This window comes from Pseudomonas sp. B21-054 (assembly GCF_026016345.1).
GTDB lineage: Bacteria > Pseudomonadota > Gammaproteobacteria > Pseudomonadales > Pseudomonadaceae > Aquipseudomonas.
Window position 1 is genome coordinate 4,216,602 of record NZ_CP087204.1, and the last position, 18,680, is coordinate 4,235,281.

14 protein-coding genes and 1 pseudogene are annotated in these 18,680 nt (G+C 60.0%); 12 read left to right on the forward strand and 3 right to left on the reverse strand.

The window, feature by feature from the left end:
- Window positions 1-29: 29 nt before the first annotated feature.
- Window positions 30-1,268: a thiolase family protein gene (locus LOY70_RS18255; RefSeq protein ID WP_265028775.1), complete on the reverse strand. Its 1,239-nt coding sequence runs from the start codon at window positions 1,266-1,268 to the stop codon at window positions 30-32.
- Window positions 1,269-1,355: 87 nt separating this feature from the next.
- Window positions 1,356-2,288, reverse strand: coding sequence for a LysR family transcriptional regulator (locus LOY70_RS18260; protein ID WP_123413459.1), 933 nt, complete (start codon window positions 2,286-2,288; stop codon window positions 1,356-1,358).
- A gap of 121 nt (window positions 2,289-2,409) precedes the next feature.
- Here LOY70_RS18260 and LOY70_RS18265 point away from each other — a divergent pair, with 121 nt between their 5' ends.
- The 11 genes from LOY70_RS18265 to LOY70_RS18315 all read left to right on the forward strand — a co-directional run bounded on the left by LOY70_RS18265 (window position 2,410) and on the right by LOY70_RS18315 (window position 16,109).
- On the forward strand, window positions 2,410-4,122 hold the full coding sequence (locus LOY70_RS18265) for a dihydroxy-acid dehydratase (RefSeq protein ID WP_265028776.1): 1,713 nt from the start codon (window positions 2,410-2,412) through the stop codon (window positions 4,120-4,122).
- On the forward strand, window positions 4,119-5,402 hold the full coding sequence (locus tag LOY70_RS18270; protein WP_265028777.1) for an aconitase X catalytic domain-containing protein: 1,284 nt from the start codon (window positions 4,119-4,121) through the stop codon (window positions 5,400-5,402). Before LOY70_RS18265 ends, LOY70_RS18270 begins: the two co-directional genes overlap by 4 nt.
- Window positions 5,399-5,881 (forward strand): aconitase X swivel domain-containing protein, encoded by a 483-nt coding sequence (locus tag LOY70_RS18275; RefSeq protein ID WP_265028778.1) that lies wholly within the window; start codon window positions 5,399-5,401, stop codon window positions 5,879-5,881. The genes LOY70_RS18270 and LOY70_RS18275 overlap by 4 nt, the downstream gene beginning before the upstream one ends.
- Window positions 5,882-5,980: 99 nt before the next feature.
- Window positions 5,981-7,258 (forward strand): FAD-dependent oxidoreductase, encoded by a 1,278-nt coding sequence (locus LOY70_RS18280; protein WP_265028779.1) that lies wholly within the window; start codon window positions 5,981-5,983, stop codon window positions 7,256-7,258.
- A gap of 80 nt (window positions 7,259-7,338) precedes the next feature.
- Complete coding sequence (locus LOY70_RS18285; RefSeq protein ID WP_265028780.1) at window positions 7,339-8,703, forward strand: MFS transporter; 1,365 nt, start codon at window positions 7,339-7,341, stop codon at window positions 8,701-8,703.
- A 119-nt stretch (window positions 8,704-8,822) separates the two neighbouring features.
- Complete coding sequence (locus LOY70_RS18290; RefSeq protein ID WP_265028781.1) at window positions 8,823-10,052, forward strand: OprD family porin; 1,230 nt, start codon at window positions 8,823-8,825, stop codon at window positions 10,050-10,052.
- A 52-nt stretch (window positions 10,053-10,104) separates the two neighbouring features.
- Window positions 10,105-11,469, forward strand: a complete 1,365-nt coding sequence (locus LOY70_RS18295) for an MFS transporter (RefSeq protein ID WP_123413452.1) — start codon at window positions 10,105-10,107, stop codon at window positions 11,467-11,469.
- 311 nt (window positions 11,470-11,780) lie between these two features.
- Complete coding sequence (locus tag LOY70_RS18300; RefSeq protein WP_265028782.1) at window positions 11,781-12,752, forward strand: helix-turn-helix transcriptional regulator; 972 nt, start codon at window positions 11,781-11,783, stop codon at window positions 12,750-12,752.
- 140 nt (window positions 12,753-12,892) lie between these two features.
- Complete coding sequence (locus LOY70_RS18305) at window positions 12,893-13,768, forward strand: transporter (RefSeq protein WP_265028783.1); 876 nt, start codon at window positions 12,893-12,895, stop codon at window positions 13,766-13,768.
- Window positions 13,769-13,790: 22 nt separating this feature from the next.
- Window positions 13,791-14,936, forward strand: a complete 1,146-nt coding sequence (locus LOY70_RS18310; protein WP_265028784.1) for an MFS transporter — start codon at window positions 13,791-13,793, stop codon at window positions 14,934-14,936.
- Between the two features lie 33 nt (window positions 14,937-14,969).
- Complete coding sequence (locus tag LOY70_RS18315; RefSeq protein WP_265028785.1) at window positions 14,970-16,109, forward strand: class II histone deacetylase; 1,140 nt, start codon at window positions 14,970-14,972, stop codon at window positions 16,107-16,109.
- Here the strand turns inward: LOY70_RS18315 and LOY70_RS18320 are convergent.
- Window positions 16,065-16,679 (reverse strand): annotated as a pseudogene (locus LOY70_RS18320) (methyl-accepting chemotaxis protein); the annotation flags it as partial. The gene LOY70_RS18315 and the pseudogene LOY70_RS18320 overlap by 45 nt on opposite strands.
- Window positions 16,680-16,906: 227 nt before the next feature.
- On the opposite strand from LOY70_RS18320, the gene LOY70_RS18325 reads away from it, so the two are divergent.
- Entirely contained in the window at window positions 16,907-18,238 is a 1,332-nt protein-coding gene (locus tag LOY70_RS18325; RefSeq protein WP_265028786.1) for an ankyrin repeat domain-containing protein, read from the forward strand.
- Window positions 18,239-18,680: the final 442 nt, after the last annotated feature.

Below are 18,680 nucleotides of genomic sequence, written 5' to 3' on the forward strand. Positions count from 1 at the left end.
CCCGGCGTTGGTCAAAGCGGCGATCGTACTCAACCGCGGTATTGCGGGTTCTCGATCAGCACGGCCATGCCCTGCCCGCCACCGACACAGGCCGCGGCGATTCCGTAGCGCAGATGCTGTTCGCGCAGCTGTCGGGCCAGAGTCATCACCAGACGCAGACCGGTAGCGGCCAATGGATGCCCAAGGGCGATTGAGCCGCCGCGGCGATTGAGCTTGTGGGTGTCCAGCTCCAGCGCCTGGGCCACCGCCAGCACCTGCGCGCCCTGCGCCTCGTTGATCTCAACCAGGCTGATATCGTCCAGGACCAACCCGCTGCGTTGCAACAGCAGCTGGATCGCCGGAACCGGGCCGATTCCCATGAACTCCGGCGCCACGCCGACCACCGCAGTCGCCAGCAGGTTTGCCAGTGCCGGTCGCGTACCGGCCGATGCGCGCCCCACCAGCATCGCCGCCGCTCCGTCCACCACGGCACAGCTGTTGCCGGCGGTTTGCACGCCCCCCACATGAATTGCCCGCAACTTTGCCAACGCGGGTAAATCAGTGGGCCGTACGTGGCTGTCGAGGGTGACTGCGTCTATCCGGCGCGGCAGCGCAATACCCCTTGGCTGATAGCCGTCCAGCTCGAACGACTCGTTGCGTACTGTGACGATTTCATCGGCGAACCAGCCAGAGGCCTGCGCTTGCAACGCTCGCTCATGGCTGTTGAGGGCATAGGTATCCACCGCCTCGCGACTCAGCCCATGACGCCTGGCAAGGTTTTCCGCCGTGGCGATCATGTCCAGTCCCGGTGCCGGGTCGAACAGCGCCTCCCACAGGAAGTCCTTGAAATCCACCGACGCACCGAGACGAAATCCGTCCCGATGGGTGTAGGCAGCAATCGGGTTGCGCGACATGGATTCGGTGCCCACACACAGTGCCAGTTCTGCGCCGTCGCGAAGTTGCTCACCGGCCTGGCGCAGCAACTCGAAGCCGGTGGCGCAAATGCGCTGCACCCCCAGCGCCGGCACCTGTTGCGGCACACCGCTGTAAAGACCGATGTGACGTGGCAACAAGTAGGCGTCGAAGCTGGCCTGGGCCATGGAGCCGGCCAACACCGTGTCGACTGTTCGTGGATCAAGCCCGGCACGGGCCAGCACTTCACGGCCGACCTTGATTCCCAGATCAATGGGCGATATCTGGGCCAGCGCACCGCCGAGGTCGATCCAAGGTGTGCGCACGGCCTCAAGGATCGCCACATCCCTGAACACCGAATACTGCCCTGGGTTCATAGCGGTTGCTCGCTTGTTATTCGCTTGAAGGTGAGCAAAACCTAACCGGCACATTTAGTTATGTCAATTAACCATTAACGTAACTAATCAAATCAGTACCTGTTCGGCGGGAGCGAAATCACCGAGCAATTCAATGAATGACTGCCGCAACCAACGATTGGCCGGGTCGTAATGGAAACGCGTATGCCAGTACAGGTGGATGTCGTAGCCGCAAATGTCCCAAGGCAGCGGCACCAGCCGCACATCAGTGATTTCGGCAAACCGCCGTCCTACCGCCAGCGGCACGGTGGCGATCATGTCCGACTCGGCCACCAGAAACGGCACGCCCATGAAGCGCGGCAAGCTGAAACGCACACGCCGGGTGATGCCATGGGCGGCCAACTCGCGATCCAGCACACTCATGCCACGCCCTTCGGCCTGGACCGCGACATGCACCGCTGCCTGGTATTGTTCGGCGCTCAGGCTGTCACCGATGGTCGGGTGATCGCGGCGCACGATGCAGACGAACGAGTGGCTGTACAGCGCCCGATGACGGATCGAGGTGTTGAGCAACCGCGGGAAATAGCCGATTGCCGCGTCCACTTCGCCGGCATCCAGGCCCTCTTCCAGCTGCTCCTGGGACAACGCCAGGGTGCGAATTCTCAACTGCGGTGCTTCTCTGTCGAGCATCCGCATCAACCTCGGCAGGAACACCATTTCCCCAATATCCGACATGCACAGCACCAGTTGCCGCTCGGAGTGATCGGGAGCGAAACCGGTGGATGGCAGCACTTCGCTGCTGACCAGCTCCAGAATCCGCTGCACCGGCTCGGCGATCTGCAGAGCCCGCGCAGTAGGCTGCATGCCTCGGGAAGTACGGATGAACAACGGGTCATCGAATAACGTGCGCAGCTTGGACAAGGCAAAGCTCATCGCGGGCTGACTGAGCCCCATGAGATCACCGGCCAGGGTCACGCTTTGCTTTTTGCGCAGGGCATCGAAGACTTTCAGCAGGTTGAGGTCGACATCCTTGATATCCATATTTTGGATTTTATCTATAAGTTAAATAAGGTTTTCGGATTCTAGGTCGAAGCCTAGACTCGGCACAAGGTCACTCGAGCGGTACACCGAATAGCCTCTTATAAAAATAACGGAGCAAGACATGCCCAGAAAGTTGCGCAGTAATTTTCCCTACGGCTCCTATTTGTGGGCCGTGCGTGCCGCCCAATGGCGTGCCTTGGGGATTGATGAGAGCGAACTGGAAAAGCCGAAGATCGCAATCGTCAACTCTTCGTCCAACCTGGCAATCTGCTTCAGCCACCTGGACGGCATTGCCGCCGAAATAAAACAATCGATCCGCGACGCCGGCGCCCTGCCCTTCGAAATTCGCACGGCCGCACCCAGTGACTTCATCACCGGTGCCGGTGCCGGTGGCGCCTACATGCTGGCCGCCCGCGACCTCATCACCAACGATATCGAAGTGGCGGTCGAAGGCGCTCAACTTGATGGCATGATCTGCCTGGCTTCCTGCGACAAAACGGTCCCCGGCCAGTTGATGGCCGCCGCCCGACTGAACATTCCAACGCTGATCGTGGTGTGCGGGTATCAGCCGAGTGGCGAATACAAGGGCCAGCACGTCGACATCGAAGATGTGTTCATCAGTTCCATGCACGTGGTCACCGGCAAACTACCGGTCGAAGAGCTGGTCGGCATGGCGCGCAATGCCATCAAGGGGCCTGGCGTCTGCTCGGGCATGGGCACCGCCAACTCCATGCACCTGGTCTGTGAAGCGTTGGGCATGGCCTTGCCCGGCAGTTCACCCATCGCGGCCAACAGCCCGCAGATGTTTGACTTCGTTCGTCAGGCCGGCAAACGCATTGTGGAAATGGTCGAGGAAGACCTCAAACCCCGCGACATCCTGACCCCTGGTGCCTTTGCCAATGCCGTGGCGACCATTCTCGCGGCCGCAGGCTCGGTCAATACCATCAAACACATGCAGGCGGTTGCAGCCGAAGGCGGCATTGATGTGGACGTCTACCAGCTCTTCAGGGAGCTTGGCAATCAAGTGCCGGTGCTGGTGGGCGTGCGTCCGGTGGGCGAACACAGCATTGAGAAAATGGAAGCGGCGGGCGGTGGTCGTGGGCTACTCAAGCGCCTGGAGCCTTTACTGCATGGCGATGTGATGACCGTCACCGGCAAAACCCTGACGCAAAACCTGCAAGGGGTAACCATCAGCGACGATGAGGTGATCCGGCCGCTGGACAACCCCTTCGCGACCCAGCCGGCGATCGTGATGTTGCGTGGCAATATCGCGCCACAAGCGGGCATCGTCAAATATGGCATCGACCCGAACAAGATGCGCCAGTTCAAGGGCCCGGCAATCTGCTTCGACCGCTCTGCCGATGCCATCGAAGCGTTGCAGGACGGGCGCATCCAGCCCGGCCATGTGGTGGTCATGCGCGGTGCCGGTGTACGCGGCGGTCCAGCCATGGGCGGCGGCGCCTCGAAAGTGGTGTTCGCCATCGATGGGGCCGGGCTCGGCGACCATGTGGCGATGCTCACCGACGGCCATCTCTCGGGGCTGGTGTGCAAAGGCCTGGTGGTCGCCGAGGTGGCCCCGGAAGCGGCCGTCGGCGGTCCATTGGCGCTGGTCGAAGACGGCGACATCATCGACATCGACCTGGATCTCAACACGCTCAACGCCGACATCAGCGAAACGCAAATGCAAACGCGCCGCGCCCACTGGCAGCCCATGGCATCGCAGTTCGGCGGTGGCTGGCTGGATATCTATCGCAACAGCGTGTCCTCGATGGAACACGGTGCCGTGCTGATCAAACCGCTCGACATCACCGACAAACCGGAGCAGCCGCAATGATATTGCGCGACGACGAAAAAGCCATGCTCGCCGGCGATGAAGGCCCCGCAGTGCGCAAAGCCATGGATTTGCTGGTGCGTTATGGCGAAGCCTTGGGTGCGCAGTACCTGGTGGATACGCGAAACGTGGCCGGTACGATCGGCGCCACCACGCCCTTCTTGCGCCAGTACGGCGATCGCAACGGCGGTATGGACGCGGTGTTCAGTGAGTTCAACCTCGACAGTGCCGAAGTGGTCAGCATTCCCAAGGTCAAGGTCTTCAGCAGCCACCTGCAACAGGGCATCGACCCTCGCCAAGCTGAACGCCAGGGTATCTCGGAGGATGTGGTACGCATCTATGAAACCGGTCAGGCCTACAGCAGCAGCCTGGGCGTGCAACCCTTGAATACCTGTACGCCTTACCAGGTCGGCAACGTGCCGGTAAAAGGCGAGCATTGCGCCTGGATGGAGTCCTCGGCGGTGATTTACATCAACTCGGTACTCGGTGCCCGCACCAATGCCGAAGGCCGGGAAAGCACAGGCGCGGCGATGCTCACCGGCAAGATTCCCTACTGGGGCCTGCACATCGACGAGAACCGTCGCGGCACCCACCTGATCCAACTGGATATCGAGGTCAGCACCACCGCCGACTGGGGATTGCTCGGCTACTGGATCGGTGAACAGGTACAGGATCGCATCCCGGTCATCGAAGGCCTGAGTCACCAACCGAACCTGGCCCGGCTCAAGCACTTCGGCGCAGCGGCGGCCTCCAGCGGCGGCGTGGAGATGTTTCATCTGGTCGGCGTCACACCGGAGGCTCGCACCCGCGAGGACGCTTTCGGCTCACGCAAGCCTGAAGGCACATTGCGTTTCGGCGAAGCCGAACGACGCTGGGCCTATGAACAAGTCAACCTCACAGCGCGAGATGCCGAAGTCGATTTCGTGATGCTCGGCTGTCCCCACTACAGCCTCGAGCAGATCTGGGAGGTCTGCCAGCTGCTGGAGGGCCAACGCCTGAGCCCCAATACCGAACTGTGGATATTCACGGCGGCATCGATCAAACAACTGGCCGACCTGGCCGGCTACACCCGCATCATCGAACAGGCCGGTGGCCATGTAATGACCGATACCTGTTCGGCGATCGGCAAGGTGGTCCCCAAGGGTACCAAGGTGGCAGCCGTCGACTCGGCCAAACAGGCCCATTACCTGCCGGCGATCATGGGGATCCAGGCCTGGTTCGGTACCACGGCCGACTGCGTCCAGGCGGCCATCGAGGGGCGCTGGAGAGGAGTACTCAAATGAGCGAGACCTTCATTCTCAGAGGTCGCAAAGTCGTCGGCGGCCGTTTCGAAGGCGAAGCATTGGTGACCCGTGACCGCATCTCCGGCTGGGGCGGTATCGACCCGCGCAGCGGCACCGTCATCGAGACCCGCCACGAACTCAAAGGCATCAGCTTCGCCGGCAAAGTGCTGGTGTTTCCGGGGGCCAAGGGCTCGTCCGGCTGGTCATCGCAGTTCCATATCGCCCGCCTCGCCGGGATGGCGCCCGGCGCCATGTTGTTCAACGAGATGACCGCGAAGATGGGCCTTGGCGCTGTGGTCGTGCACGCCCCGGCCATGACCGACTTCGATGAGGATCCACTGGAGCGCATCCGTACCGGCGACTGGGTCCGCGTCGATGCCGACACCGGGACCATCGAGGTGACCCCGCGCGAGCATCGCAGCAATAGGCATTTGTCAGCCGTTGCGACCGGCCTGGATCGAACACCAGGCCAGCCGTAACCCGAACCCGAGATTCGCTTGCCGAAACAACCGTTATCCGTGGCCCCAGGCCAACGGACTCGGGATCGGCTGCCCTTTTCACACCTCAAAGGTAGTCATATGGCTCATGTAATTCGCACAGTACGCCGTACCAGCGCACCCACCGTCCAACGCCTGCAGGCCGACGTGTGCATCGCCGGCGCCGGCATATCCGGAATTTCCGCGGCCCTCGAGGCCGCCGCGCTCGGCAAGCGCGTGGTGCTCTTCGATGCCCTGCCGATGCTCGGCGGGCAGGCAGTCGGCTCGATCATCGGGACCTTTTGCGGGCTGTTCTCCAATGGTCCGAACCGCCAGTTGCTGACCCACGGCATCGCCGACGGCATCCTCCGCGACCTGGGTGCCTCGGGGGATCTACACCAGGCTATCGGGCCCTTGACCACGGTGGTCTATTACGACGAGGTGGCGCTGGGTCGCTGGATCGGCCAGAAAGTGCTCGACGCCGGAATCACGGTAGTGCTCGGCGCGGTGTTGCGCGATGTCGTGCGCGAAGGCTCGCGAGTACAGGAAGTGGAACTGGCCACCCGCTACGGCGATGTGCGCGTGGCGGCCAAAGGCTTTGTCGACGCCAGCGGAGACGCGGCGCTGACCTGGAATGCCGGGTTTGCCTGTCGCGAGCCCGATACGCCTATCTATGGCACCCAGATGTTCGTTCTTGAGCATATCAATGAAGCGCATTTGCCCACTCGCCCGCAGTTCACCGAACGGGTCAAGCAAAAGGCCAAAAGCTACGGCATCGAACGCGACGACGGGTTGTTCTTTCAGTTCCCCGGGCGCGGCACTGCCGCCTTCAACATGACTCATATCGAAACGCCTCTGGATCCGGTCGCGGCCTCTCATGTCGCAATCGCGGGGCGTCAGCAGGTGGATCAAGTGATCAACTTCCTTCAATCGGAATACCCTGAGGCCTATGGCAAGGCCAGGGTGCGCGCGTATGGGCTGCCAGGTATTCGCCAAACCCGCTGGATTGTCGGGCATCATCACCTGAGCACCGACGAAGTCCGGGCGGCGACGATGTTCCCGGATGCGGTAGCACGCACCTCCTGGCCGGTGGAACTGCACGGCAACACCAGTGGTTATCAATGGGAACCCTTTGGTGACGATCACATTCACAGTGTGCCGCTGCGCAGCATGCTTCCCGAAGGCAGCGACAACCTCGTTGTCGCCGGTCGCTGCATCGACGCCGATGCAGCGGCGCTGTCAAGCGTGCGCGTAATGGGGCCCTGTATCGCGATGGGGGCCGCAGCGGCCCATGCACTGGATCTCGCCGGCCCGGACGGCAGGGTGAGCGACATACCCGCCGAGGCCTTGCGCGAGCGACTGGCGTTCAATCTGGAATAAGACTTCAAGCGGTTCGAAGCGCCCACCGTTCAACACGTGGGCGCCACTACAAAAAAATAAAAATATAGTGGAGAACGTACATGTCACAGCCCCGCACCCTTGATGTGGCAGCGCTCATAGAAGATCGCAAGCTGTCACGCTTCAACTATGTGGTGATTCTGGTCTCGGTACTGGTCACCTTCCTCGACGGCTTCGATTTGCTGGTGCTGTCGCACACGGCTTCCTACATTGCCGACGAAATCGGCCTGGACAAGATTCAACTGGGCGAGATTTTCTCGGTCGGCCTGCTGGGAATGATGCTCGGAGGGTTCTTCTTCGGCTACTTGGGTGATCGTATCGGTCGGCGCCCCACGATCATTTTTTCGACCTGCTCATTCGGCGTGTTGACGCTGCTCTTCGCCATGGCCAACAGCTATGAATCGCTGATGGTCCTGCGCTTTTTCAATGGCTTCGCCCTGGGCGCCATGTTGCCGCTGTGCTGGGCCTTGAACATCGAATTCGTGCCCAAGCGTTATCGCTCCACGGTGGTGACCATCATCATGGTCGGATTCAGCCTCGGCAGCGCAATGGCCGGACCACTGACGGTGTGGCTGGCGCCGCATATCGGTTGGCAAGGCGTGTTCGTGTTCGGCGGCATACTGACCCTTGCCGCCAGCGTGCTGTTGTTCTTCACCCTGCCCGAATCGGTCCGGTTCCTGGCCAGCAAGCGCAAAGGCCCGGACAAGATCGCGGCGATTCTCAAGCGTTTGGACCCGAGCCTGGATGTGCGGCCGAGTGATCGATTCGTCCTGCTGGACGAACCGGATATCGGCCGCAAGGACTTTCGCATCAGCCAGCTGTTCATCGGCCGATTGAAATGGATCACGCCGATGATCTGGCTCGGCTACTCGGCCAGCTCCATGGCCATGTACTTCCTCGCCTCCTGGAGCCCGCTGGTTTACCAGTACGCCGGCTTTGATCGTGCAACCGCTTCGTGGGTCAGTTCCATCGCCTCTTTCAGCGGCGCGATGGCCGGTCTGGCGATGATGCGTTTCGTCGATACCCGCGGCCCTTACATGGTGATGATCTATCCGCTGCTGGCGCTACCGTTCCTGCTGATACTGGGCATCACCGGCATGCAGGGCACCGCATTTCTCATGCTAAGCCTGGTCGGTGCCGTGTTCGTCAAGGGCTCCCACTATGGAATCCTCAGTATCGCCGGGGTCTTTTACCCCAGCGCCATACGCGCCAATGGCGCTGGCTGGGCCACCTCGATCGCCAAGATCGGTTCGATCCTCGGCCCATTGCTCGGTGCTTATGTGCTGAACAGCGGCATGCCGGTGGTCAAGAGCTTTCTGGTCCTCGCTATCTGTCCAGCCGTACTGGCGGCCAGTGCGCTCGCGATCGGTCATCTGACTCGCAGTGACCGTGTAGCAGAACCTCTGCCCGCGCCTTCGCGATCGTGACCGACGCCCTCTGATCCGTAGCACCTGACCCACACACGCCCCGCCGCGTCGTCATCGACGCGGCCCGGCAGAACTCGTCCTGGAAAAACCTTCATCCGCGCGCCTGGAGACTAATAAAAATGAACAGGAATCAATTATTTGCCACAGCGGTCTTGCTCTTGTGCCACCTCACTTACGCCCATGCAGACTTCGTCAAAGACAGCACCGCGACACTGACGACCCGTAACTTTTATCTGAACAGGGACTTCCGTCAGAGTGGCGCGCCCCAGGCCAAGGCCGAAGAGTGGACCCAAGGTTTCTTCGCCGAGTTTCAGTCCGGCTATACGGACGGCACCCTGGGGTTCGGGCTCGACGCCCTGGGTGAACTGGGGATCAAACTCGACTCGGGGCCGGGTCGGCGAGGCACCGGGCTACTGCCCTATGGACCGAACAGCAAGCAGCCAGCAGACGACTACAGCGAACTGGGCCTGACCGCGAAAATGCGCCTTTCCCGGACCCAGCTCAAAGTGGGAACCCTGATGCCGATCCATCCGCTGGCCTACTACAGTGATACCCGATTGCTGCCTTCGACTTTCACCGGCGCCTATTTGACCTCGAGTGAGATCGACGACCTGACCGTCACTGCGGCGAGATTGACTGAAGCCAACGGCCGCGATTCGTCGAGCAATGACGACATCAGCTACGCCGGCCAGAGCAGCGATCATCTGGACCTGCTCGGCGGTGAATATGCGCTGGGCAAGAACCTGACCTTGCGCTATCACCATGGGGAGCTGCAAGACATCTACCGCCAGCAGTTCGCCGGTCTTGTGCATGTATTGCCATTGGGACAAGGCCTGAGCCTGCGATCCGACTTACGCTATTTCGACAGCAATGACATTGGCGTCGGCAAGGCCGGGAAGATCGACAATCGCAACTTCAACGGCATGTTCACCCTGTCGGTCGGGGCACAACGATTCTCTGCCGCGTTCCAGCGTCTGTCGGGTGACAGCGTGTTCCCGGTCATCGACACCGGAACCCCGTACGTGGTGAACCTCGTGACCTACAACACCTTCACCAAGGCCAACGAAAAGTCCTGGCAGCTGCGCTACGAATACGACTTCGCTGCGCTGGGCATACCGGGCCTGACATTCATGACCCGTTACGTGAAAGGCAGCGAGATCCGCACTCCGACGGTACGCAACGGTAGTGAATGGGAGCGCGACACCGATCTGACTTACGTCTTCCAGCGTGGTGCGCTGGAAGGTCTGAACCTGCGCTGGCGCAACGTGACCTATCGATCCGGCGATGGCCTGACTCAGAAGCTGGATGAGAATCGCCTGATCGTCGGTTACACCTGGAAATTGTGGTGAGTCCGGTAAGCCGGAACCTGTCCGCTTGCCTCTTATTGCGTGGAGAACAACCATGACTCAGTCACGTACCATTGATGTCGCCGCCTTGATCGAGGGCCGCAAGCTTTCGCGCTTCAACTACGTGATCATCTGCGCGTCGGTGCTGATCACTTTTCTCGATGGCTTTGACCTGCTGATGCTCTCCCACACTGCCGCCTACATGGCCGACGACATCGGTCTGGACAAGCTGCAACTGGGCAACATTTTTTCCATCGGATTGTTCGGCATGATGCTCGGTGGTTTCTTTTTCGGTTACCTCGGTGACCGGATCGGTCGCCGCCCGACCATCATCCTGTCCACCAGCGCCTTCGGCCTGATGACCTTGCTGTTCGTCTTCGCCGACAGTTACGCATCGCTGCTGGTTTTGCGTTTTCTCAACGGTTTTGCCTTAGGCGCCATGCTGCCCCTGTGCTGGGCCTTGAATATCGAGTTCGTGCCCAAACGCTACCGCGCAAGCGTGATCACCATCATCATGGTCGGCTTCAGTCTGGGCGGCGCAGTAGCCGGCCCCTTGACCGTATGGATCGCGCCTCACTACGGCTGGGCCAGCGTTTTCGCACTCGGCGGCATTGCGACCCTGCTGTCCAGCGTGCTGTTGTTTTTCACACTGCCGGAATCGGTGCGGTTTCTGGTGAGCAAGCACAAGCATCCCGAGGCCGTGGCGCGGATCCTCAAGCGCCTGGATCCCAGCATCGACGTCCGGCCCGCAGATCGCTACTTCCTCGCCGATGAAGTCGATATCGGCGACCAGCCATTTCGTATCGGACAGTTGTTCATCGGCAGGCTGAAATGGATCACCCCAATGATCTGGATTGGCTTCGGCGCGAGCTCGATGGCCATGTATTTCCTCGCCTCGTGGAGTCCGCTGGTGTATCAGTACGCGGGGTTCGACAGGGCTACCGCGTCATGGGTCAGCTCCTTCGCCTCCTTCAGCGGGGCCATGGCCGGGCTGGCACTGATGCGCCTGGTCGACACCCGAGGGCCATACGCGGTGATGATCTACCCGTTGCTGTCGCTTCCCTTCCTGTTGGTCCTGGGTATCGGCAATCTGCAAGGTAACGCTTTCATCGTGCTGAGCCTGATCGGCGCAATCTTCGTCAAGGGCAGTCACTACGGCATCACCAGCATCGCCGGTATCTTCTATCCAAGCGCCATCCGCGGCAACGGCGCCGGCTGGGCCGCCTCCATGGGCAAGATCGGTTCAATATTCGGGCCGCTCCTCGGCGCCTATGTGCTCAACAGTGGCATGCCCGTGGTGAAGAGCTTCGCAGTACTCGCCCTCTGCCCTGCCGTATTGGGTGTGTGTGCCTACACCGTGGCACGCATCGACAGACGCTCGACCATGAAAGCCGAGCTTTTGACGACGTCAGAACAGTAGAGAAAAAAGCAATCGGGGGAGGTTGCCGTCTCCCCCAACCGGGCGCGGCAAATGGGCTGCCGTTTTTCCATAACGATGGTGCGCTCAGCCCCATGAAGTTCGTCGCGAATGTTCTGAGAACCGACTCGGCATGCAATTTTTCAGCTGCATCGACGATGGCACCATCGCGCGAAATTCATCCTACATCTGCAGGATAGTAATTGCTCATAGCAATGCCGATACTTGGCTCAGGCCCTGCCACGACGATTACACGTATCGGCCTTTATAACCCTGTGACTAGAACAATAAAAAAGTCGCACAGAGGAATGCTCATGAGCCGTTTTGATCCCCGCGCCCTGTTGCAAGCGTTCAGTACCTTGACCCTGGATTTGCATCGCCTGGCACAAGACCAGGATATTGATAATTTTCATAGGCACGCACTCGAGCGCATCAGTCAGTTGCTGCCTTTCGACAGTGCCTGGTGGGGCCGCGCTGCCGTGATCGACGGGTTGCCGGAAGAGCACAGCACTTACCTCTATAACCTGCCGCCCACCTATCTGGCGGATTGGCAGTCGATGCGCCATGTGGACGTTGCGGTCGCGCTCACTCAAAAAAGGCCCGGCGAGGCCGTGATCTTCGATATGCGCGACCCAGCCAATGGCGCCGCCCTGAACTGGCTTGGTGAACGGCATGATATCGGTGAGTTGTTGTGCATCGTGCATGTCGATCCCCAAACCTGCCTCAGCGACCATTTGAGCCTGTATCGAAAACCCGGCGCCCCAAGGTTCAACGAACAGGACTGCCATCTGCTGAGCAACCTGATGCTGCATCTGGTGGCCTCCGTTTCAGCCAATCTGATCCGCACGTTGGTAGCCATGCGCGAAACCCTGACCAGCCCACGTAACCTGGCCCTGGCGGTATGCGATCGGCGCGGGGTATTGCAGTGCTCCGAACGCGGCTTTGTCGACTTGCTGCTCAGTGAATGGCCGCAATGGACCGGCCCGTGCCTGCCGGTGAAACTCGGCGACCGAGGGTACGAGGGTCGGCTGGTGCATATCGAGGCGTCGGCAGTGGGCGACCAGACCCTATTGGCGGCCCGTATAAACCGTGCCTTGCCCCAGCTCAGCCCTCGGGAAAACGACGTCGCACAGGGCTTTGGTGAAGGCAAGACCTACAAGGAAGTGGCCCGCGACCTGGGCTTATCGCCCAATACCGTGCGTCATCATATTCGTACCATCTACAGCAAGCTTGGGGTCAAGGACAAGGTGCGTATTGCGCACTTGCTTAACACACCTCCCGACTGACCCCCCTCCCCCTGACCCAGTGTTTTTTGCACCGTCGTTTTGACGGTCACGGCCAGCTTTTGCCCGTTTTTCCTGCCAGTGCTGTCACGTACGGCGATGTACTCGCCGCAAGAATAAAATCATAAAAGAGACGTCTTGCCATGAATCAAGCCTTATTACGTAACCCGATCTTATGCTTGGGCGGCATGCTGCTGAGTTTGCAGAGCCAGGCCGCTGACCTCAATGCGCGAGATTTTTTCGGCGCCCCCTCCGGCACCACTCTTGGTGCGCTTTACCTTGCCGGCACTCGCTCAGACGACTTTCACGGCCCGGCTGACCGTGACGGTAAAGCCGACCTCAAGGCCAACGTGGTCGTGTACCGCCAGGTGTTCTACACCGACGTATGCGGCACCTTATGTACCCCGCAATTTCTGGTGCCCTTTGCCGACCTCAACGCCCGTTTGCCGGGCACGAGCCAACACGTCGGGGAAAGCGGATTTGGCGACCCACTGATCGGCGGCACGCTGTTCTTTATCAATGACCCCGCCTCACGGACCTACAGCGGCCTGCTGAGCCTGCTCACGCTGCCTATTGGTGAATACCACAGCGAAAACCCGGACGTGTCGCCCGGCGCCAATCGCTGGGGTGCGACCTTTGTTTACAACTACACCCAGGGCGTCGGCGAAAAATGGGTGCTGGAAGCCAGCCTGGAAGCGCAGTTGTATGGCAAGAACGACAACTACTACGGCAGCGACCTCAAGCAGGACCCGTTGTATCGACTGCAAGCCTTTGCATCCTATGACTTCACGCCCTCGACCTACGGCGCGCTGCGCCTGGTTCAAGCCGATGGCGGTGCCCTGCGCATCAACGACCAGCGGATCGACGACACCCACAAGCGGTACACCCAGCTTGGCTTTGAAGTCGGGCATTGGCTGGATCGGCAAAACCAAGTGATGTTCAGCCTTTCGCAGAATGTGGCGGCTTCTAACGGCTATGCCGGTGCCGACGCCCTGTTGCGCCTGGTTCATGTGTTTTGAATGGTCTTCCCGGAGTTTGCCTATGAACACTCGCATTGCAATCGATGGCCTGCCGTTACCTTCGAGCACCTGGGGCTTGCTGGCCGCAATCATTCTGTTCGCCGCCCTCGCGCCGGCCATCTTGATGACCGCGCCGGCTGTGGCGGCGCAATTGGCCAGCCAGTGGCAGCTAAGCCCGTCACAGATCGGTGACCTGTTCTCTGTGGAATTAGGTGCGATGAGCCTGGCCTCCCTGCCGGCCTTCTGGTGGCTCAAACGAGTCAGTTGGCGCCTTGCGGCCTTCGCCGCCGCCGTCTTGTTCATCGCAGCGAACCTGCTATCGATGCTGGCCGATACGTACAACCTGCTGCTGGCCTTGCGTTTCGTCAGTGCGATTGCGGGCGGTTCCTTGATGATCATCTGCCTGGCCAGCGCTGCCGCGGCTGCCAATCCTGGCCGGGTCTACGGCTTGTGGGTAATGGGCCAACTGGTGGTTGGGGCCCTGGGCCTTGCACTAATGCCGGCGCTGTTCGAGCGCTATGGCCTGGGCGCTTGCTACTTGACCTTGGCGGGGTTAATGGCCCTGTTGCTGCCCTTGACGCGTTGTTTCACGACCGGCAAACCGGCACTACGGGAAACCCACGCCGCCTTGCCCGGCTCAAGGGTAAAGACCACCCTCGGCATTCTCGGCATTTTGACCTTCTACATCAGCCTTGGCGGAGTCTGGACCTTCATCGGTGCAATTGGCGCGGATGCGGGAATTTCAGCGCAAAACAGTGGCGAAATTCTGGCTTTCGCCACCGTGATAGGCATCGCCGGCGCCGCCTGCGCTTCGTTGATTGGCACTCGCCTTGTGCTGCTACCCGTGGGTTACGGCCTCATGGCGGCTGCCGTGATCCTGTTGCTGGGCGAGCCCGGTGTGTGGCGCTTTGCCCTGGCAGCGTTTTTGTTCAAGTTTACCTGGACCTTTCTGCTGCCTCTGATCCTCGCCTGCCTGGCCAAGCTCGACCACAGCGGCAAATTGATGAATGCCTCGAACCTGATGATTGGCAGCGGCCTGGCCATCGGACCTGCTGTCGCCGGCCGCTTGATCGAAACCAACGGCGGGTTCACGGCGCTGCTGTTGGGCGGCGCCACCATCACCTTGCTATCCCTGGTGTTGATGCACGGCAGCCGCGCACAGGCGTGAAACTGTTTTTTAACCGTGATCCTGGAGACTCAGATGAACCGAACCACCGCGTTTTTCTTCGACGAACTGTGCCTATGGCATAGCGCCAGTTCCCACGTACTGGTGCTACCCGTCGGCGGTTGGGTACAACCGCCAGCGGGGGCCGGGCATGCCGAATCGCCGGAAACCAAGCGGCGCCTTAAAAACTTGCTGGATGTGTCCGGCCTTAGCAGCCATTTGCAACAGCACAGTGCAATCCCAGCCAGTGAAGAGGCGCTGTTACGGGTTCACAGCCCCGACTACCTGCGGCGCTTCAAGGACCTGAGCGATGCCGGGGGCGGCGAGCTGGCCCCGTCCGCGCCTATCGGTCCCGGCAGTTACGAAATCGCAAAGCTTTCCGCCGGGCTGGCCATCGGCGCCGTGGACGCCGTGCTGAGCGGTCAGGTAACCAACGCTTATTCCCTCTCGCGCCCACCTGGGCATCACTGCCTGGCGGATAGCGCCATGGGGTTTTGCCTGCTGGCCAATATCGCCATCGCCATCGAAGCGGCCAAGGTTCGGCATGGCGTGGGCAAAGTCGCGGTGATCGACTGGGACGTGCACCACGGCAATGGCACCCAATCCATATTCGAGACCCGGGGCGATGTATTGACCCTCTCCCTGCACCAGGAAGGTTGTTTCCCCCCAGGTTACAGCGGAGCAGATGACCGTGGCCAAGGCGATGGGCTGGGGGCAAACATCAATATTCCGTTACCGCCCGGCAGCGGGCACGAAGCGTACCTGTATGCCATGCAGCAGATTGTGATTCCGGCACTGGAGCGTTTCGAGCCTGAGTTGATCATCGTCGCCTGCGGCTATGACGCCAACGCCGTCGACCCGCTGGCACGCATGCTGCTGCACAGTGACTCGTTCCGCATGATGACCCGCCTGTTGCGCCACGCCGCCGAGCGTATGTGCCAAGGCCGGCTGGTTCTGGTGCATGAAGGAGGCTACAGCGAAGCCTATGTGCCGTTTTGTGGGTTGGCGGCATTGGAGGAACTGTCCGGTGTGAGAACGACAGTCAGCGATCCCATGCTGGAACTCATCCAACTGCAGCAGCCCACCGAGGCGCTGCTGAGTTTCCAGCGGGCGTGGGTCGACCAACTACACTCAGACCTTGAAGCGCGCCACCACGCGATTCAGTTCAACCGCTAGGCCCGCCATCTTACTGCAGGCGCTTGCAGTCTGACTGGCGCCCGTCGAGCTCTGGATAGACAGTTCACGGATACTGGTCAGGTTCTGGTCGGCCTCGCGGGCCACCTGAGCCTGCTCTTCGGAGGCGGTGGCGATCAACAGGTTGCGTTCGTTGATCCGGGTGATAGCCTCGGCGATTTGCTTGAGTGATAGATCAGCGCTCTGCGCCACCGAGATTGAGCTACTGGCCATCTGAGCGCTGACGTTCATGGCACCCACCGCCTGAGTCGAGTCGGCCTGGATCGCGCTGATCATTTGTTCGATTTCCTGGGTCGACTGCTGGGTGCGGTGTGCCAGGGCCCGTACCTCATCGGCCACCACGGCAAAACCACGACCTTGCTCACCGGCACGGGCGGCCTCAATGGCCGCGTTCAGCGCCAGCAGGTTAGTCTGCTCGGCAATCGCACGAATCACTTCGACCACCTTGCTGATGTCCTGGGCCCTGCCGGACAAGGCCTTGACTTGATCCCCAGCGCTGGCCACGTTGTTGGCCAGGCTTTCGATGGCTTTGAGAGTCTGCGCCACATTCTCGATACCCGAGCGAGTGAACTCCATGGACTCGCGGGAGGATTGGGCGCTGTTGTTCGTCGGTGATCACGGTGATGCGGATGCTTTCAAGACGCAGGCGCAAAATGCCTGTCTGCATCTTGCTGGTCTCGCGGATACTCACTCGCTCGCTGCGTCGGAAGGCGCATCAGCACTAAGGAACCACTACGGGCGCAAATGCCACTCACAGTCGTTCTCCATGAGGCCCAGTCGTGAACCCCATCCGAACTCCCCAGTCTTCCGTGCAGTCTATCTTTGCGCCAGGTAGTGAATCCTCCACTACATCTCTTCATGCGGCAGTCACCCTGCGAGATGACAAGGCTATAGCGCGACTGCGTAATGAAGGTGTGCGCGCCAATACATTAGACGCAGATGGCCGCTCCCCTTTGGACGTGCTCGAGAACATGCGCGATATCGACGAGCGCAGTCGCTCCGGTCTGTACGTGGCTTTACTGCAATCACTCAACCCGACTGCGCCCTTGGGCTATACCAAACCGGAGGCGCTGCATGGAACACCGTGGGGGCTTGAAATACTCCAATCAGGGGCTCTCAAGGGTGGCGTCAATGATGCCAAGGGCGGAACCCAGTCCCTCGAGGGCAAGGTATTTTTCTCTGACCGCACACCTGAGAGTACGGCTGATCAGGCCACTCGGCCTGACTTGCGCAGCAAGCCCCGAGTCTACGCTGCTGGCAAAGGTCTTCATCCCAGTAACGCTCACTCGCGGGCGATCCAACACCGCATGGCACAAGTCATCCTGCATGCTCTGAACAACGGACAAACGCTCCCAGCCACCACGGCTGCGCCATTGATCGAAGTCGCCAACCAAAAGCAACCGCAGATCGAAGGTGCCGCTTGGCTACAGCGCTTACTGCATGTCAGTTATATCAATACTGGAGGGGGGAGGAAATTCATCGGCACACCTCTGGATGAGCACCTGAACTCCCTAAAACTGCCTGGATCTGTTGCCTTGAAATCTAGTGGACAGATTAACGAGCTGCGAGGTGAAGACCTGAACCGCTTTTATCATCAGGCGGCAAGTGAATTGCAGCGTTCTCTAGAAGCTGGCAAAGCCCCTTATCTGGGTTTGTTGAATCAGGGAGGCATAGTCCCTTTAGTTTTTGGTTTCGAGAAAATCAACGATCTGTCCACTCACCGCATCCAGTACTCTTCCAAGATCAAGCAATATTCTTATCAGGATACCGAGCATCCTCTGTCCGGGCATCCAGAAAAGGGCGGCAAGCTAAAAGAATTGGAAGTGCGAAGTCTGAGTGATTTTGCCACCTTGTGTCTTGGGTGCGCTATAAAAGAAGTAGCATTACCTGCGGATCTAGTCGTGCGGATAAAAGGCCAAAACGGCGAAAAAGCCCACTATCTGGATGAGCAAAAGATACGGGCATTTAGGCAAAAATTGTTGGCTGAAATTGCCGAGCAAGCAGGAAATGATCAATTGCAGACGCTCAGCCTTCATCGTCTTCAAGACATCAACTCAAGCATACGCGCGAGCTTTTTGTCAGCGTCCGTCAAACAAACTTTGCAGGGATAGGCGGACCCCATGCCAGCCTGTTTTCATGAGCTTTTTAAGGCGAATATCACCTTCTGGCACATTTTCAATGGGCTGCCAGCCGGAATTTCGGTACACGCCCTACGCTTGCCGCTCCATGTCCCCGCCTGCAAGGGGCGGGCTCAAGCCTGCGCGGTAGCTCTAGCCCGCAGCGTGGCGGGAAATGATTACGATACGACATCGTACAACTATTAAAAAATGCTTCCCATCTGCAAAAGCGCTGTTATTTTAAATGCGCACCGAGCCCGTCCCACCCCATCGAAAGGCGCCGGAAATCCGTTTCCAGCGCGGCCATATCCGGCCAGGGGAGCGGCGTCGAGGCTTGTCTGCCGTTGTTTTTTCTAAACAGGACCGGTCCGTATCGCGCAGGCCACAAGCCTTGCCGCGTCGACCCAGGGGCACGACCCCTGCACAAGGAGGTGTC

Bases quoted from the DNA above. Each gene is read 5' to 3' on its own strand.
- LOY70_RS18255 (WP_265028775.1), bottom strand. From the start codon at position 1,268: ATGAACCCAGGGCAGTATTCGGTGTTCAGGGATGTGGCGATCCTTGAG.
- LOY70_RS18260 (WP_123413459.1), bottom strand. From the start codon at position 2,288: ATGGATATCAAGGATGTCGACCTCAACCTGCTGAAAGTCTTCGATGCC.
- LOY70_RS18265 (WP_265028776.1), top strand. From the start codon at position 2,410: ATGCCCAGAAAGTTGCGCAGTAATTTTCCCTACGGCTCCTATTTGTGG.
- LOY70_RS18270 (WP_265028777.1), top strand. From the start codon at position 4,119: ATGATATTGCGCGACGACGAAAAAGCCATGCTCGCCGGCGATGAAGGC.
- LOY70_RS18275 (WP_265028778.1), top strand. From the start codon at position 5,399: ATGAGCGAGACCTTCATTCTCAGAGGTCGCAAAGTCGTCGGCGGCCGT.
- LOY70_RS18280 (WP_265028779.1), top strand. From the start codon at position 5,981: ATGGCTCATGTAATTCGCACAGTACGCCGTACCAGCGCACCCACCGTC.
- LOY70_RS18285 (WP_265028780.1), top strand. From the start codon at position 7,339: ATGTCACAGCCCCGCACCCTTGATGTGGCAGCGCTCATAGAAGATCGC.
- LOY70_RS18290 (WP_265028781.1), top strand. From the start codon at position 8,823: ATGAACAGGAATCAATTATTTGCCACAGCGGTCTTGCTCTTGTGCCAC.
- LOY70_RS18295 (WP_123413452.1), top strand. From the start codon at position 10,105: ATGACTCAGTCACGTACCATTGATGTCGCCGCCTTGATCGAGGGCCGC.
- LOY70_RS18300 (WP_265028782.1), top strand. From the start codon at position 11,781: ATGAGCCGTTTTGATCCCCGCGCCCTGTTGCAAGCGTTCAGTACCTTG.
- LOY70_RS18305 (WP_265028783.1), top strand. From the start codon at position 12,893: ATGAATCAAGCCTTATTACGTAACCCGATCTTATGCTTGGGCGGCATG.
- LOY70_RS18310 (WP_265028784.1), top strand. From the start codon at position 13,791: ATGAACACTCGCATTGCAATCGATGGCCTGCCGTTACCTTCGAGCACC.
- LOY70_RS18315 (WP_265028785.1), top strand. From the start codon at position 14,970: ATGAACCGAACCACCGCGTTTTTCTTCGACGAACTGTGCCTATGGCAT.